A 17805-nucleotide genomic window follows, 5' to 3' on the forward strand; every position below is an offset into this window, starting at 1 on the left:
AGGTGTAAAATTGTTGGGAGTTTTTAGTTTGAAGTCATGAGCTGATAGTCTTGAGTACAAAGTCTGCAGTCGCAAGTCTACTAAAGACGATGGAATGAAGACTCAGGAATAAATACTCAAAGCTAAGTAACATCCTTAATACAACAAATTTAGGACTAAACTATTTGGATATTTTTACACTCTATTAGCAGGCATTAAAATAACATTAGTGCAGGTTAAGGGGTACTACACAAATATAAACATGAAGAAAAGGTATATTATCTATGCTGTTTTGGCTCTGGGCTTGGCCTATCTGGTTTATTACAGAGTTAACGCAAACAAAAAAATAGATGGAAAAGGTGCGGGTACAACCGGTAAAAGTGGCAATTCTAAAAATCCAGCACTGGTTGTTGACGGAATTATAGTAAAACCAACCTCTTTTGATAACGATCTGGAAGTAACTGGCGCCATTGACGCCAATGAATCTGTTGTTTTAAAAAGTGAAATCTCGGGTCTGGTAACAGGCATCTATTTTAAAGAAGGCACTCAGGTAACTAAGGGCAGTGTATTGGTTAAAATAAACGACAGGGATCTCCAGGCACAGTTGCAGGAAGCCATTACGAAACAAAAACTTTCCGGGACAAATGAGAACCGGGCTAAACAGCTATTGGAAAAAGGTGCGATCAGTCAGGAAGAATATGATACTTCCCTGGCCGATTCCAGGTCGTTGCAGTCGCAATCACAATTGGTTAGGGCTCAGCTGGCGAAAGCCACCATCCGGGCCCCATTTTCCGGAAGAATCGGTTTGCGCAGCATCTCTGAGGGCACTTATATCACGCCATCAACCGTAATAGCCAATCTGGTGAGTACCAATCCCATTAAAATTACCTTTTCCATTCCGGAGAAATATGCCGGTCAAATCAAATCCGGTTCAACCATTACCTTTACTACTGATGGATCAGCTAAGGAAAATACCGGAAAAGTGTATGCCATAGAGCCCGGAATTAATGCTGCCACCAGAACTTTACAAATCAGGGCTTTGGCACCAAATGCCGATAATGCTTTATTGCCCGGATCTTTCGCCAAAATCAAACTGGCCTTAAATACCTTGCAAAATGCAATCCTGATTCCTAACCAGGCTGTTGTACCGGTTTTAAAGGGAAAGATTGTATATATCCAGAAAAATGGCAAGGCGAAGGAGGTAAAAGTAGAAGCAGGGACGCGTACTGATGAAAATATAGTCATAACATCAGGTTTAAATGTTGGTGATACCGTACTGACCACCGGTTCAATGGCACTAAAGCAAGATGCACCGGTAAAAGTTCATCTGGTTAAACAATAGATATGAGTATTTCTACCACGAGTATAAAGAGGCCTGTACTGGCTATCGTAATGAACTTGCTGATTGTGCTTTTCGGCATTATCGGCTATACCTTCCTGGGTGTAAGGGAATATCCTTCCATTGACCCAACAGTTGTATCAGTGAGAACTTCTTACCCCGGTGCCAATTCCGATATTATTGAATCGCAGATTACAGAACCTTTAGAAAAATCCATCAATTCCATTGATGGGATCCGGAATATCTCCTCTTCCAGTAATCAGGGTACCAGTAATATCACCATTGAGTTTAACTTGGATAAGAATATTGAAGAGGCAGCGAATGATGTCCGGGATAAAGTTTCGCAGGCCGGCAGAACGTTGCCAAAAGACATTGACGGTTTACCTGTGGTAAGCAAAGCAGATGCAAACTCCGATCCGATTTTATCCATGACCATTCAAAGCGACAAAAGAAATACGCTGGAATTGAGTGATTTTGCCGAAAATGTAATTGCCGATCGGATTCAAACCATTCCGGGCGTAAGTAGTGTGCAGATTCAGGGCCAGCGGAAATACGCCATGCGAATCTGGATGGACCCCAACAAACTCAGCGCATATGGTTTAACTTCACAGGATATTGTAACGGCATTAGATAATGAAAATGTAGAATTACCTTCAGGAAAAATTACCGGTGCCACCACAGAATTAACGGTTAAGACGCTTGGGAAGTTAACCGATGAAAACCAGTTCAACAACCTGATTTTAAAATCAGACAGTAACCAGGTCGTCAAATTAAAAGATGTGGGTTATGCTGTTTTGGGTCCGGAAAATGAAGAAACCATTTTAAGGGAATCCGGCAAGCCCATGGTCGCAGTAGCCATTATCCCTCAACCCGGCGCCAATTATCTTGACATCAGCAAAGAATTTTACAAACGGTTTGATAAGTTAAAAGCTGATATTCCCCAGGATATTAAACTAAAAGTTGCCCTGGATAATACGCTTTTCATCAAACGTTCGGTAACCGAAGTTGCCGAAACGATTGGTTTATCACTCGTACTGGTAATTCTGATCATCTATCTGTTTTTCAGAGACTGGGCCATTGCTTTCCGGCCACTCATTGATATCCCGGTATCATTGGTTTTTACCTTCTTTATTATGTATGCCTTCGGCTTTTCCATCAATGTTTTAAGCTTACTGGCTATTGTGCTGGCCACGGGGCTGGTGGTTGATGATGGTATTGTAGTGACCGAAAATATTTTTAAGAAAGTTGAAGAAGGCATGTCGCCTTTTGAAGCGGCGATTAAAGGCTCAAATGAAATTTTCTTTGCAGTAATTTCCATTTCCATTACCCTGGCAGCGGTATTTTTACCAGTAATCTTTTTACAAGGCTTTGTAGGGCGATTGTTCCGTGAATTTGGCGTGGTAATTGGCGCAGCTGTTTTAATTTCGGCATTCGTATCGCTTACCCTTACCCCAATGTTAAATGCTTATTTAATGAAACCGGGCGGACATAAGCCTTCCAGATTCTACAATTGGACGGAGCCTTATTTTGTTAAGTTAAATGATTCATATGCATCAAACCTGAATAAATTCTTAGATCGCCGATGGCTTTCCATTCCCATTATTGTGGTTTGTATGGGACTGATTTTTCTATTCTGGAAACTGCTACCTAAAGAAACTGCGCCTTATGATGACAGAAGTGCCATTAACATCAGTGCAACCACACCCGAAGGCTCATCTTTTGCCTATACTGATCAGTTTATCATGAAACTGAATCAGCTGGTTATTGATTCTGTTCCAGAGAAAAACGTGAACATCACCATTACCTCACCTGGGTTTGGAGGTTCCGGTTCGGTAAATTCCGGTTTTGTAAGGATGGGATTGGTTAATCCTGAAGACCGGGAGCGATCGCAAAAAGACATCGCTGATATGCTGACCAGAATTACCAAAAAATACAGTGAAGGAAAAACAATTGTTAACCAGCAACCCACTATTTCTGTAGGCCGCAGGGGTGGCTTACCAATCAGCTATATCATTCAGGCACAAAATTTTGACAAACTAAGAGAGAAAATCCCTTTGTTTATGGATGCAGTGGCAAAAGATCCAACCTTTACCGTTTCTGATGTTAACCTGAAATTTAATAAACCCGAAATTAACCTAACTATTGACAGGGATAAAGCTAAAAACCTGGGTGTTTCTATCTCTGCCATTGCGCAAACCCTGAACTTAGGTTTAAGCGGACAACGTTTTTCGTATTTCTTTATGAATGGAAAACAATACCAGGTTATCGGTCAGTTTGACCGTGGCGACAGGAAAGATCCGCTGGATTTAAGTTCTGTGTATGTGCGTAGCGATAAAGGTGAACTGGTACAGCTGGACAACCTGGTGACAGCGAAAGAAGAAAGCAGTCCGCCGCAATTATACCGGAACAACCGTTTTATTGCCGCTACCGTATCTGCAGGATTGGCCCCTGGCAAAAGTATAGGTGAAGGGATTGATGCGATGGACGCCATTTCAGCAAAAATCCTGGATGAAACTTTTTCAACAGATTTAAGTGGCGAATCACGGGATTTTAAGGAAAGTTCTTCAAACACTTTTTTCGCTTTCGGCTTAGCCCTGTTATTGGTTTACCTCATTCTTTCAGCACAGTTTGAAAGTTTCAAAGATCCGATCATCATTATTCTGACCGTACCAATGGCAGTTGCAGGCGCGTTCTTATCGTTGTGGTTATGTGGTCAGAGCTGGAATATCTTCAGCCAGATCGGAACCATTATGCTGATTGGCCTGGTAACGAAAAATGGTATCCTGATAGTAGAGTTTGCCAATCAGTTGAAAGAAAAAGGCGTCCCCATTGCAGAAGCCATCCGCGAGGCATCTGTTTCGCGTTTGCGGCCGATTTTGATGACAAGTTTAGCCATTGCCATTGGTGCCCTGCCTATTGCTTTGGCTTTGGGTGCTGCAGCAAAAAGCAGGATGAGTATGGGAACGGTGATTGTTGGCGGAACGATGTTTTCACTGATACTAACACTGTTTGTTATTCCAGCCATATATTCCTATTGGGCAAAGCCGTACAAACCCAACAAACAATTAAAAGATGCGCATCGCTTCGAAGAAGAAGCCTTAAACACAGCACATTAAGATGAGCATAAAGATCAAAACATTCATCATCCTTTTAAGCCTGTCAATTTCAGGATTTGCACAGGAAAAGCTCAGTTTGCAGGAAGCCATTACGGTTGCTTTGCAAAACAATTACGACATTAAAATCAGCAGGAATGATCTGTCTATTACCCGGAATAATGCCAATATTGGCAATGCAGGCATGTTGCCCAATGTAATCGGAACGTACAGCAATGGCGGAAGTATTCAAAATACCCGCCAAACTCCGGTTACCGGAGAAGACAGGGTTATCCGCGGTGCAAGAAGTACAAATAACGATTTGGGTGCAGATTTAAACTGGACCATTTTTGATGGTTTTACCATGTTCGCCAATTATGATCGTTTAAAAGAACTGCAAAAACAAGGAGAGGTAAACGCCAGACTTAATATTTTAACTACGGTTTCGGATGTAATTACCGCCTATTATGATGTTGTACGGCAGCAACAATTGCTGGTAGCAGCTGATAGTGCCATGGATGTTTCTGTTTTGCGAACCAATATCGCAAACACCAAACTGCAGCTGGGCCGGGGATCAAAGCTTGATGTTTTAACAGCACAGGTAGATTACAATACAGATACCTCCAGTTATCTGCAAATTAAAAATGCCTTACAGGTGGCTAAGGTTCGCCTAAACCAACTGATGGTGCGTGATATCAGCAGCCAGTTTTCTGTAGGGAATGAAATTGATGTCAATACCGGAATCCTCTTTAGCAAGCAGGCTGAAATTGCAGCAAAGCAAAATCCTGATTTACAGAATGCATTTATCAATCAGAAGATAGCATCATTAAATTTAAAGGCCATCCGTGGTGCAAGGTATCCGGCCATCAGTTTAAACTCAGGCTACAGCCGCACCAATAGTACCAGTCCGACAGGTTTTAACCAGAAGTTTGCCGCGAATGGCTTTACCTATGGTGTAACAGCCAGTTTAAATATCTTTAATGGTTTTTTACAACGCCAGAATGAGCGTAACGCGAAAATCAATATTGAGACGTCAAAGCTCAACTTTGAAAAAACGAAGCTCGATGTCAATTCCCAGTTATTAACGGCCTATCAAAACTACAGTACTTATCTGGATCTGATTAAGCTGGAACAGCGAAACGTTGACCTGGCTAAAGAAAACTTAGATATTACCCTGGCTAAATATCGTTTAGGAAGCATTGCCCCGCTTGAATTGCGTGAGGCCCAACGCAATGCCATCGAAGCACAGAACCGGTTCATCGAAATGCAGTTTCAAGCCAAGTTAGCCGAAACGACACTAAAAGAAATTAGCGGAAATATTGATTTAGGAAATTAGTTTGCCATTTAGCTTCAATCGATGGAAAAGTAGATGAAAATGGCTCAATTACTTTTAGAGGCCTGGCAGCTATGGATAGCCTAAAGCTAATTGATTATGCATTTACAAAAAAACATAAAGGTTGGTATAGCAAAAATGGATACTTTAAAACAGCAAGGATGGATACTTTAAGTGATTGCGAAATAAGAAGTGTGATTCGTTATATTAAGGACTTTGGCAGAGATATCCCAATGTCTACCCAATAATTTTAAGGTTTATCAGTATAAGAATCAAATAATATGAGGTAAACGGATATTGAATCAACCCTATTTAGAAGTAACGAAATTATTGCAAGTATAATATTCTCCAATTAATATTTATATTTATTGCCATGATACTTGTTGCAGATAGTGGCTCATCAAAAACAGATTGGATGGGTTATCTTAATGGCGAAACCATAAGATTTAATACCACTGGAATAAACCCCTATTTTTTGAGTGAACAGGAAATTTCGAAATTGATTTCGAAAAATGAAACTTTAATACAATATGCTGATCAGGTAAAGGAAATTTACTTTTTTGGTGCCGGTTGCTCCTCCCCTGATAAACATGAAGTGGTTTCCAACGGATTATCTGAAGTGTTTCAAAATGCCTTTATTTCCGTAGATCATGATTTGCTCGGGTCGGTATATGCCACCTGCGGAAATACAGAAGGCTTAAATTGCATCTTAGGCACGGGATCTAATATCTGCTATTTTGACGGCAAAAAGATTCACGATGGTCATCACGGTCTTGGTTACGTTTTAGGTGATGAAGGCTCTGGCACCTTCTTTGGCAAAAAAGTATTGCTGGCTTATTTATACAACAAAATGCCATCAGGTCTGGCTGCAGCATTCAAAAAAGCTTTCCCGGCAGATAAGGAGCAAATTATCACCAACGTATACCAAAAGCCTTTCCCTAATATTTACCTGGCCGGCTTCAGCCGTTTTATGGCCAGCCATAGCGACCATCCTTTTATCCAGAATATTTTAAAAACCGGATTCCAGGAATTTGTAGACTCCAACATTAAGGATTATCCGAAATACAGAGATGTTCCCTGCCATTTTGTGGGTTCCATAGCCTACTATTACCAGGATACCCTGATGGAGGTTTTAGCAGATAATGGAATCAAAGCGGGCAAAATATTGCAGAAACCCATAGAAGATCTCTTCCATTTCATTCTTCAGAAAGAAGGAATTGCACGCCAGGCAAGCTGATTTTTTTTAAAAAAACCTTTGACTGTATAAACTTATTGTTAAAATATTTTTAAGATTGTAAACTTAACAAGATACATTTTGTTATATTTTTAGCAGCAAATAAATGGATTAGAACATATGAAAAGAATACTGGTAGTAGATGATGACATTGAGGTTTTAGAAACCATACAATTAATACTGGAAATCGGCGGATTCAAAGTTTCGTCACTTAATGATGGTGAAGAGGTATTTAACCGCATTGAGAGTTTTAAACCAGATTTGATTTTGCTCGACATATCACTTGGCCATATTGATGGTCGTGTTTTATGTGAGCAGTTAAAATCCATCGAAAGTACCTCCAAAATTCCAATTCTGCTGATTTCAGGCCTTTATAATCCTGAAGATTTTACCACACTGAATTACGGCCAGGACGATTTCCTTTCGAAACCATTTCAAATGGATGTACTCCTGAAAAAAATCACCAAAATTCTTTCATTAGAAGAAGATAAACCTAGTTTTCACTTAAACTAAATCAATACTTCATGTTATTTAAACCCAAAAAACCAACCGTTTTTTGGGTTTTTGTTTTAAGGCCATTTATCAGCATGTGAAACTTCATTGGCGGCACCTATTTCAACTGTCATTTTGTCAATTAAATTCATTTGGAACAAGCATTGATATGCAGGTAGTAGATTAAACAATTTATTTACATATGAGCATTCAAGAAAAAGGAAACATCTCCATACACACCGAGAACATTTTCCCGATAATTAAAAAGTTTTTATACTCTGATAACGAGATTTTCCTCCGCGAGTTGGTTTCAAACGCTGTAGACGCGGTTCAGAAAATCAAAAGACTGGGTTCATTAGGTCAGTTTAACGGCGAGGTCGGACAGCCCTTGGTAAAAGTGGCTGTAGATAAAGAAGCTAAAACCATCACCATCAGTGATAATGGTTTGGGAATGACTGCCGAAGAAATTAAAAAATATATTAACCAGGTGGCATTTTCTGGCGCAAGTGAGTTTGTAGAGAAATTTAAAGATGCTAAAGATGCCAATGAAATCATCGGTAAATTTGGTTTAGGTTTTTACTCGGCATTTATGGTGGCTGATTTGGTAGAAATCCAAACCTTATCTTATCAGGATGGTGCAGAACCAGCCCGCTGGGTTTGTGATGGCAGCACAGAATTTGAGATAACTGAGGGCACCAAAACTACCCGGGGTACAGATATTATCCTTCATGTTAATAAAGATTCAGAGGAGTTTTTAGAAGAATCGAAATTACAGGAAATCCTGAATAAATATGCTAAATTCTTACCTGTTCCCATTCAGTTTGGTACGAAGACAGAATCTGTCGAAGATGGCGAAGATGAAGAAGGAAAGAAAAAATATAAAGATGTTGAAGTTGATAACATCATCAATACCACTAACCCGATCTGGACAAAAGCACCTGCAGATTTGTCAGATGAGGATTACTTAAACTTCTATCGCGAATTATATCCGTTTAGTGAAGAGCCCTTATTCTGGATTCACCTGAATGTTGATTATCCTTTTAATTTAACAGGCGTATTATACTTCCCGAAATTGAAAAACGATTTCGAAATGCAACGCAACAAAATCAAATTATATTCCCGCCAGGTATTCATTACCGATGAGGTGAAGGATATTGTTCCGGAGTTTTTAATGTTGCTTCATGGTGTAATTGACTCACCTGATATTCCGTTAAACGTATCACGCAGTTTCTTACAGGCAGATAGTAATGTAAAAAAAATCAACAACTACATTACTAAAAAAGTTGCTGATAAATTAGCGGAGTTATTTACAAAAGACCGTAAAGCTTTTGAAGATAAATGGAAAGATATTGGCTTGTTCGTTAAATACGGCATGATCAGTGAAGATAAATTCTATGATAAGGCAAAAGATTTTGCGTTGGTTGGCAACACTAAAAATGAACTTTTCACCTTAAATGAATACAAAGAAAAGGTTGCACCTCTGCAAACCGATAAAAATGGAACAGTAGTTTATCTTTACTCAAATGATGCAGCCAAACAAGATGCATTTATTCAATCGGCTAATAAGAAAGATTATGATGTTCTGGTATTAGATTCACCAATAGACAATCACTTTATTAACCAGATGGAGCAAAAACTGGAAAAAACATCGATCAAACGGGTAGATTCCAGTGTTGCGGATAAACTGATTGAAAAAGATGAAGTGAATGAACATGTATTATCTGAAGATCAGGTTAAAGAAGTAACAGCTATTTTTGAAAAGGCAATTACCAAACCAGGCATGCAGGTAGAGGTAATTGCATTAAATCCGGATGAGTTACCGGTAACGATTACGATGGATGAATTTATGCGCCGCATGAAAGACATGGCGGCCATGGGTGGCGGAATGGGTTTCTATGGCCAGATGCCTGATAACTACAAGGTAGCCATTAATGGAAACCACAAATTGGTAAGTAAAATTCTGAAAGCTGAAGGCGAAGAACAAAGCAACCTGGCTAAACAGGCTGTAGATTTAGCTTTATTGGCTCAGGGTATGTTAACAGGTGCAGAATTAACCGCATTTGTGAGCAGAAGCGTAGCATTAATTTAAGCTTTATTCATAATTGATAAAGGGAGAAATCGGAAGGTTTCTCCCTTTTTATTTTTAGCCAGGCATAAAAAAAGTCCTGACTGATCAGGACCTCATGTTATAGAATTTTTCGGGAACTTTAAGGTATGCGTAAAAGTATTTAGCTGGCTACATTTTTTTGATCAACATTAAAGTAGTCTTTATGTTCTTCAATCATTTTGGCAATGGTTGCAGCTTTTGTATCAGTTAATTTAAATTCAAATAATGGCTCCTGGTTTTTCTTTGATCTCACCATTTTCTCTGTGTAAAAACGGTATACCAGGCCATTGGTTAAGAGGCCATATTTAGCTTTTGTTTTACGAAAATATTTCGACAAACGGGAATCATGAATATCCAGGCTGTCTTCATGGTGCTTACATTCTACCAAAATAGTTGGCTCTCCATCTTTCATAATGGTATAATCAACTTTTTTACTTTTTTTTACACCAAAATCCATTACCGCTTCAGACTGAACTTCTGAAGGATCAAAGCCTAGTATTTGAATGAAAGGCATCACCAATGCATTCCGGGTTAAATCTTCTGTTTGAACTTGTGGGAGCATTTTTTTGATCCTGACAGCAAATTGCCCTATTTCGTCTTTAAGTTCCATGATGTGTATATATGTTTAGAGGTATCTTTATCAATAGCATTTTTAAATGCTTTAATCCTGTATTTGCCAGATTACTATATGCTTTGCTACCCTAAAACCCAGTGTTGTATGGCCTGTTTAAAATGATATTTTTAACAGGCTACACAAGCGCTTGGGCAGGCAGATGTTAGTTAATTAAAATGATAATCTTTTAAAGATCAGTCATCTCAATTATTTGTTTTTGGCAAACATCTTAAAGATTGGAAAAATATGATCAGCCGGATATTTTTTTACATGAACCTACCAGTTTATTACACGAAACCCGTAGATTTTTAGACGAAACCGATGTTACGTTTTTTTTAAGGGGGGAAGATAAATACAAGCCGTTTTTTATTTATCTTGCATTGAAATCATTACAGGCCATATTATATAACTATCATGAATCTAAAATGCGTTGTTATTGACGACGAACAACATGCAATTGAGGTCATTACCGATCATATCGCGGAAATGCCAGGCTTAACTATATTTAAGACATTTACCAGTCCTATTCAGGCATTAACAGAACTAAGCTTAAGTGACGATATAGACCTGTTATTTATGGATATTGACATGCCTGGTATCAATGGCCTGGAGTTAGCTAAAAACATCAGAGAAAAAGCAAAGTACCTGATTTTTACCACAGCGCATCCTGATTATGCGCTGCAGGCTTTTGATGTACAGTCAGATCAATACCTATTAAAGCCAATATCATTTGCAAAATTTGCCCTGGGCATTGACCGGATTCTTAAAAAAGAAGCAAATCACAGCAGAACGGCTAAAGAACCAGATCATGCTGCAGCTCTTTATATTAAAGGCGACCATAAATATGCTTTTTCCAATATTGCCATTGATGAAATACTTTACATCAAGGCATTACAGAATTATATACAGATCATTACCAGCACCGAAACCCATATTACTTACTTAACCTTAAAAGAGATCGATAAGGCTTTAGAACGACATCCGTTTATCCGGGTAAATAAATCAAATATTGTAGCCAAAGCCGCGATCAAAAAGGTAGATGGAAACATTATCCGCCTGATTAATAATGAAGTAATTCAAATAGGTGAAGGTTATAAAGAAGCCTTCTTTACCTATGTACAAAACAGCTTACTCAAATCAAACAGGAACCAGTAACGCAAATGAAATATTATTGCTATTCTGGTTTTCCGGTTAAATGGATAATTCCGGTTTAAATTTATTCTTCAAAGGTGGCTTCAGTACCTGATATATAGCTGAATCAATGAAGCCTATTTAACCTTTCAAAGAAAGTAATGCCGATACTAGTTCGCTACAATAAAACTTGTGGCAATACTATGGCTCATATCACCGGTTGGATGAGTAGCAAAATTATCCTGAACTTTAACGGCTTTGTAAATGAAAACAGTTTTTTTTGTAATTTTAGAATGGCCTTGTGGTTTCATATTCGCTTTATTTAAGTTATGTTAAATGTTCTTATTATTTATGTAAAGGTGCAGGGTAAACTTCAGGGCAACCACTTTTTTACACAAAACCTTAATTTTAGCAGATAAAATCCATAATTTAATAGATTAACGAATCAAAAATGACCTCCTTTAACCTTAAAACCTATTATAAAAACTACAGACTTCACCTATTAATTTGGAGTATTTATATTTTTTATGATGTATTTATTTTAGGTTTTATATCCAAATTCCGGGAACCGGGAGTTTATGTTATCGTATATATCATCAACATTTTCACCTTTTATTTACAGGCACATCTCTTAAAGAAGATATTAAATGACAACAGCAACTCTGTTAAAATCATAAAAATCCTGTTACTGGTTGTACTGGTGGTTTGCACGTATATCCTGACTACTCAAGTATTGGTAATAGCCTTTGAGAAACTTAAGTTTATAGACTCAAACGCGTTAAGCATTTTTGACAGAAGTTTTATTTTATCCTGTATTTACAGATCCTTGCTTTTTATTGGTTTTGCTACAGGCTATGTATACATCATTCAATCATTCGAAGACCAGAAAAAGGTTGAAAAATTAGAGCGGCAAAACTTAATCAGCCAGATCCAGAAGCAGAACCTGGAAAATGACCTGGTACAATCGCAGAATAATTTTTTGCGTAGTCAGATCAACCCCCACTTTCTGTTTAATACATTAAATTTTATTTACAATGATACCCGTAAGAAGGCTCCGCTGGCTGCAGATGCCATTATGAATTTATCAGAAATGATGCGTTATGCCTTAAAACAACCCGGAGCTTCAGAAATGGTACCTTTAAGTGAAGAGGTAGAGCAGATTAAACATTTAATCAATTTACATCAGTTACGCACGGCAAACAGCATCAATCTGTCCCTTGAAGTAAAAGGAGATTTATTTGGACTGCGGTTTCCACCGCTTATTCTGCTTACCCTTGTAGAAAATATTTTTAAACATGGAAATGTTTCCCACTCTACCCAACCCGCAGTGATTAAAATAGATTACAGCCTGAATACCTTAATGATCAGCACCATTAATATGATTAATGATGTGAGAGGCAAACACGAAAGCCATCATGTAGGCCTGGAAAATGTGGCCAACCGGTTAAAAAACTTCTATAAGGATGATTATGTTTTTAAACATTATACTGACCCCTTAAACCGCTATGTTACTGAAATATCCGTAAACGTGGTTAACCCCATGGCTAAACTGAACATTACCCGATAGCTTTACTTCGCTGCAGATCTTTTAATAAAAAATAATACATCACCATTTCATGCATGCGCTGGTTTTTACTAAAAAGGCGGTTGACATGCATATGCATTAAATCAGTAAAAAGTCTTATCCGCCGGTTTGACTCCGTTTTTTTTAACAGCGTAACCATCGATTGAACCATCTGCTGAAAACACAACTGCTGATCTTCTTCCAATGCTTCCCCCCCAGTACTTTTATAAGACTGATAGTGCTGATTCAGTTGTTTAAAATCGGCCGCATCCAGCTGATGTTCCTCATTAAAGGCATCGGATGTTAGCCTGATCACCCTCCTCAGCTCATCCGTTTTAAAAACCTGCTGATGCGCCAACTGATTTATAATCGCTGTACATAACCTGTATTTACCAAAAGAATCAGCCTGGGTTGCCATAAGGCTCAGTACAAAGTTGCTGTCTGTACTAAAATGAGCTTCCACCGCTGCGATCAGATCGCTGCCATACCGGTCAATTTCGCGCTTATATGCTTTAGCGTAAAAATCTGATACTAACCCGGCGATAACATAAGGTGAGAGCATATCCGCAAAAGCAGCGCTTAGTTTCTGACCATCTGCCGCACGAAAAAGATTTACCCGGAACCTTAAATGATTCCCATTTTCATTATAGCGGATAAAAAACCAGGCGTTAATTTCACCTTTGTGCAGCTGCAAAAAAGGATGAATAACCTGAAGAAGGATTTCATCGGCGCGATGCTGATGACAAAACAACTCAAAATACAACCATTCCTGACCAGGCAGAAAAATATGCTGGACAGGTATGTCGCTATTTGCATTTAATGCTGACATACCCTGATAAACCAGCTCATTATGTGTAAAACTAAGCATAAATTGAGCGAGGTAAGGCTTAGCTGTTTCATTTACCACTATATTATGCTTTGGTAAGATTACTTCTTCCAGGTAAATGTTGTTATGCTTTTGCATCAGTTGCATAAAGGCCTGCAAATCCTCATCAACGGATAAACTGAAGCACAGCGTCTGATCTGATAAACCGGTTTTAAAATATGCTGAAACGCCTATACCCGTTAGATAATCCCGGCACGCACTTACAGTAAGCTGGACTTTTTCAGGAAAAAGCTTTTTCTTTTCTATCCGCCATTTTTGGGTATTCAATAGGATATTCTGATACTGTAACCTAGGATAGTAATCCAGATCAGGAAAAATATTTTCTAAAGGAAGTGATAAACTGCTTTGGATTCCCTGATGTTGTACATCGCAAAGCAACCTGAACACGGAAAGATCTGACCTGGTATAATTATATGCTGAAGCCATCCTTGGCATCAAACGTTTGTTTAAGGATTTAGACCTAAGGATAACCTGGTTATTTCTTACTGAAATCAGAATATCACTCAACTGAAGCGGATTTGCTGATGTATCAAAGTTAAGGATAGATAATTGATGGTCATAAACCAGTTTCCGCCTGTTAATATTATCTACATTAGCCTCTACCATATAAGCCACATCAAAAAACAACACATCAGGATTCGCCTTTTTCTCTATTGCTGAAATCTCTTTACAAAAATGTTCTACGGACTGACTTGCCATGGTAAAGCGACCGGTTAATGCATTTGCGGTTACCCCACCGATCTGGTCGATGATAATTTGTTCGTCCGCAATATGCATCAACATGCTGAATGAGTTTGGCAAAACGGCTGGTTTTTCAATCCGATTCAGGTCAAGTTCATTCAGGAAAACAGTTTTTCCACGTTCAAAACTTTCCAGGGAAAGTGCCTTTTTTAATCTTGCCTTTAAATCATCAGTGGTTTTATTATTCCGCTGTTTACTGTTTAAATGTACCATAAGATCATCGCCATCACTACTTTGTTCCAGTTCATCATAACCAATACCCATTTCCGGATCAAGGGCCACCAGGAGTGAGACTTCACGTTGCTCAAACTTTTTCTTAAACTGCTGAATAAAGGTTTTTAAAGCGGCCTTTTCTTCCTTTGGTATAATTTGCTGCAATAACATCAGCATATTCGGAATAAACTTTAAAAGATTCCTGTGTATGCCTCCGGCATTAACCTTACGTTCTGCAATCAGGTATTGGGGTACATTTTCGGTTACTTCCAGGCTGAGTCTTTTAAAATAATCCTCACCAATGATATTGGGATCATGTTCAGCAAAAAGAAGCTGCAGGTCGTGCATATCCTTTAGTAAACCAAGCAACTCTGGTACACGCGCTGCATCCGGCTGAAGTTGATCAACCAGATCTTTCACCTGAACAGGCACTAAACAGGCATTCAGGATCTGTATAATGAAATCGTCTCGATCAATTTCGGCGAGTTCAAAAACGCCTTCCGCACAGGAAATATACCTGATGCCGTTTAAAGTTTCATAAAAGCTGCTGTTGCTCAACAGCCATCCATTTTGTTTGATTGTATCTTCGAAGTCAAGACTGAGCTGATTGCGGTAAGGCCAGTCGATAAGGCGATGAACAGTTTGTTTATCGGTTATCTGCAAATCGTCTGCCTCATTTTTGATGGCATCATTTAAAATGCTGAAACTTGCAAAGGTGCCATATGGCGTAGAGCGGTATTTCGCCCTGTTAAAATATTTCCATATGGTAAAATAAATTCTGGGTGGCAACGTCTCTAAATCTTTGACTTCTATATCTTTTATTGTTTCATAAAAATCGGCTGATGAGCCGGAGATCGCATTTTTCAATTCTGCCCAGCAAGCCTGTAAACCGGCTTGGTAAGAAAAAACAGGGGTTCTGAAAACAATTGTCGGGTGAAGATGGAGTTTCATAAAATAGTATAGACAGCGAAAAATACAAAGATTAATGAGAAATCAGCGAGTATTAAAACTAAAAAAGCCACTTACATATCAATGAAAGTGGCCATCAACGGGTTAAATGAGATAGCGTTTATTTTTTAGTTACCTTGAACTCCGTTCTTCGGTTCTTGGCTCGTCCATCCGGGTTATCTTTCTTTCTTCTTCCCCGGCCGATTTCATTTGGTGCAATTGGCGTGGTTTCTCCATAACCTTTGGAAGTCATTCTGGTGGAGGAAATTCCTTTGCTCACCAAATAATCGACACAGGATTGTGCCCGTTTATTTGATAAATCAAGGTTGTATTCTTCTGTACCTACATTATCGGTATGCGATCCCAGTTCTATTTCCATTGCAGGGTTATCTTCCATCACCGGAATAAGGTAATCAAGTACCTTTTTAGATGGCTCCGTTAATGCTGAACTGTCAAATTCATAGTAGATATTTTCCAGCGCAATTGGAATACCGATTTTGAAAGGGCTCAGGCAATAATCCTTATTGATCAGGGTATCGGCTTTTGCCAATTCCTCATAAGGATAATTTTTTGTGATCGAAAAATAATCTTCCTTGGCAAATGATAATTTTACCGGCCGCCTGGAATCTGCTTTAAAATGATATTTTCCATCGGCACCGGTTATTGCCTTTTGTGTTCCTTCTGCATTGGTAAAAATTACCGTTGCATTAGGCATAGGTAAACCCGTTTTACAATCGGTTAACAGACCACTTACTGAAATAAATTCCTTTTTAACTTCAAATACTTCCAAACAGCAGGACGATTCGCGATCCGAGCTGATGTATCCCCTCGTGCCATCAGCATCAATAGCAGTGAAATATAAATCGTCTTTTGATGAATTGAACGGATAACCCATATTTTTAGGTTCAGACCAGGAAATGAGGTCACCATCCGACTCAAAAAAATCTAACCCGCCTAATCCAATTCTGCCATCCGTACTGAAAATCAATTTTTTAGAGGAGGGATTATAATAAGGTGCACGCTCATCATCTTCTGTGTTAATGGTTGGACCCAGGTTAACCGGCTGCCCCAAAGATCCGTCGCTGCGAATGGCGCAGTACCACAGATCTAATTTGCCATAACCACCGGTACGATCGGATGAGAAAAGCAGAAAATGACCATCTTTGGTAACAAACGGCTGTAGTGAATTAAAATCCTTACTGTTTACTTCCAGGCCTACCGGTTGTGGATCTGACCATTTATTGTCATCTTTTCTGGAAGAATAAATGGAATACCGCTCCTTTTCTCTCCATGCCGTAAAATAAACTGTATTCCCATCAGGTGAAAAACTTGCCGCAGCAACTTCCATCTCTCTTGGTAAATTAATCCCCATCATTCTCACTGAAATTTCGCTGGATGACAACTCATTTTTAGTGGTATAAAGGGTATTCAAAAATGGATTGGCCTTGGTTGAAACCTGTACCTCACCTGTTTCGGTTTTTACCACGTCGCGCTTGCCTGCTACATTGATGGGCCTTGAGGAGGTAAAATAAAAATTTTGATTAATATTTACCGGAGCATAATTAGAGCCTAACCCATTAACATTTGCAGGCATCTTTTTAACCTGAACCATCTTCGGGAACCGCATTTCTTCAATTGCAAATTTACAGGACGCAATTTCTTTATGCGCATCTTTAACCAAAATATCGTTGGGATTTTTGCTGATAAATGATTCAAAAGCTGCAATTGCCGGGTTGAACTTTTTGTTTGCCCTTAAGCTTTCTGCATAATAAAAAAGTGCTTTTCTATACCGGGTATTGGTAAAGGTAATGGCAATAGCATAATATTTCTCAGCCTCGGCAAATTCGCGGTACATCCGGCTTGATTCTGCCAAATTATAAATTGATCCTTCATAATCTTCAATCACTTTTTCATCTGATGTACCCTTGCGTTCTTTTCCATAAGGCAGAATGGCCTGAGTACTATCACCTGTAATTCTCAATGCCTTTTTATAAAAAGTAGATGCCGCATAATAATCCTTATTTTCAAAATAGGTATCTGCAACCCTTTTGTAATTTACAACATACTGCGCTTTAGCTACCCCCCCAACTGCCAATAATAAAAACAATAATATTTTTCTCATTTGATGATCAA

The 17805-nt window shown here is 38.7% G+C and carries 12 protein-coding genes; 8 read left to right on the forward strand and 4 right to left on the reverse strand.

All coding sequences use genetic code 11. The annotated features are described in order from the left end of the window. Nucleotides 1–241: 241 nt before the first annotated feature. The 6 genes from OQX64_RS21650 (at nucleotide 242) to htpG (ending at nucleotide 9558) form a co-directional block, all read left to right on the forward strand. Nucleotides 242–1321, forward strand: coding sequence for an efflux RND transporter periplasmic adaptor subunit (locus OQX64_RS21650; protein ID WP_088302252.1), 1080 nt, complete (start codon nucleotides 242–244; stop codon nucleotides 1319–1321). A 2-nt stretch (nucleotides 1322–1323) separates the two neighbouring features. Beyond that, nucleotides 1324–4434: an efflux RND transporter permease subunit gene (locus OQX64_RS21655; protein ID WP_265820326.1), complete on the forward strand. Its 3111-nt coding sequence runs from the start codon at nucleotides 1324–1326 to the stop codon at nucleotides 4432–4434. A 1-nt stretch (nucleotide 4435) separates the two neighbouring features. Then, a complete protein-coding gene (locus OQX64_RS21660; protein ID WP_088302250.1) occupies nucleotides 4436–5746 on the forward strand; it encodes a TolC family protein in 1311 nt (436 codons plus the stop codon). Nucleotides 5747–6116: 370 nt separating this feature from the next. Next, nucleotides 6117–6980, forward strand: coding sequence for an N-acetylglucosamine kinase (locus tag OQX64_RS21665; RefSeq protein ID WP_265820327.1), 864 nt, complete (start codon nucleotides 6117–6119; stop codon nucleotides 6978–6980). A 117-nt stretch (nucleotides 6981–7097) separates the two neighbouring features. After that, a complete protein-coding gene (locus tag OQX64_RS21670) occupies nucleotides 7098–7490 on the forward strand; it encodes a response regulator (protein WP_088302249.1) in 393 nt (130 codons plus the stop codon). Nucleotides 7491–7671: 181 nt separating this feature from the next. Continuing rightward, the gene (gene htpG / locus OQX64_RS21675; protein WP_216359253.1) at nucleotides 7672–9558 is read left to right on the forward strand and encodes a molecular chaperone HtpG; all 1887 of its coding nucleotides are present in this window, start codon (nucleotides 7672–7674) and stop codon (nucleotides 9556–9558) included. A gap of 139 nt (nucleotides 9559–9697) precedes the next feature. Here the strand turns inward: htpG and OQX64_RS21680 are convergent, their stop codons facing one another. Continuing rightward, complete coding sequence (locus OQX64_RS21680; RefSeq protein WP_088302248.1) at nucleotides 9698–10186, reverse strand: type I restriction enzyme HsdR N-terminal domain-containing protein; 489 nt, start codon at nucleotides 10184–10186, stop codon at nucleotides 9698–9700. A gap of 417 nt (nucleotides 10187–10603) precedes the next feature. On the opposite strand from OQX64_RS21680, the gene OQX64_RS21685 reads away from it, so the two are divergent. After that, nucleotides 10604–11344, forward strand: a complete 741-nt coding sequence (locus OQX64_RS21685; protein WP_088302246.1) for a LytR/AlgR family response regulator transcription factor — start codon at nucleotides 10604–10606, stop codon at nucleotides 11342–11344. Between the two features lie 146 nt (nucleotides 11345–11490). Here OQX64_RS21685 and OQX64_RS21690 read toward each other — a convergent pair whose 3' ends face one another. Continuing rightward, nucleotides 11491–11631 carry a hypothetical protein gene (locus tag OQX64_RS21690; protein WP_172406550.1) on the reverse strand — a complete coding sequence of 47 codons (141 nt, stop codon included), beginning with the start codon at nucleotides 11629–11631 and terminating at the stop codon, nucleotides 11491–11493. A 140-nt stretch (nucleotides 11632–11771) separates the two neighbouring features. Here OQX64_RS21690 and OQX64_RS21695 point away from each other — a divergent pair, with 140 nt between their 5' ends. Then, entirely contained in the window at nucleotides 11772–12887 is a 1116-nt protein-coding gene (locus tag OQX64_RS21695) for a sensor histidine kinase (RefSeq protein WP_088302245.1), read from the forward strand. Here the strand turns inward: OQX64_RS21695 and OQX64_RS21700 are convergent. Beyond that, nucleotides 12877–15675: a lantibiotic dehydratase gene (locus OQX64_RS21700; protein WP_265820328.1), complete on the reverse strand. Its 2799-nt coding sequence runs from the start codon at nucleotides 15673–15675 to the stop codon at nucleotides 12877–12879. The two genes, OQX64_RS21695 and OQX64_RS21700, sit on opposite strands and share 11 nt — an antisense overlap. A gap of 118 nt (nucleotides 15676–15793) precedes the next feature. Continuing rightward, nucleotides 15794–17794, reverse strand: coding sequence for an OmpA family protein (locus OQX64_RS21705; RefSeq protein ID WP_265820329.1), 2001 nt, complete (start codon nucleotides 17792–17794; stop codon nucleotides 15794–15796). Nucleotides 17795–17805: the final 11 nt, after the last annotated feature.

It is taken from the genome of Pedobacter sp. GR22-10, assembly GCF_026239715.1.
Classification (GTDB): Bacteria; Bacteroidota; Bacteroidia; order Sphingobacteriales; family Sphingobacteriaceae; genus Pedobacter.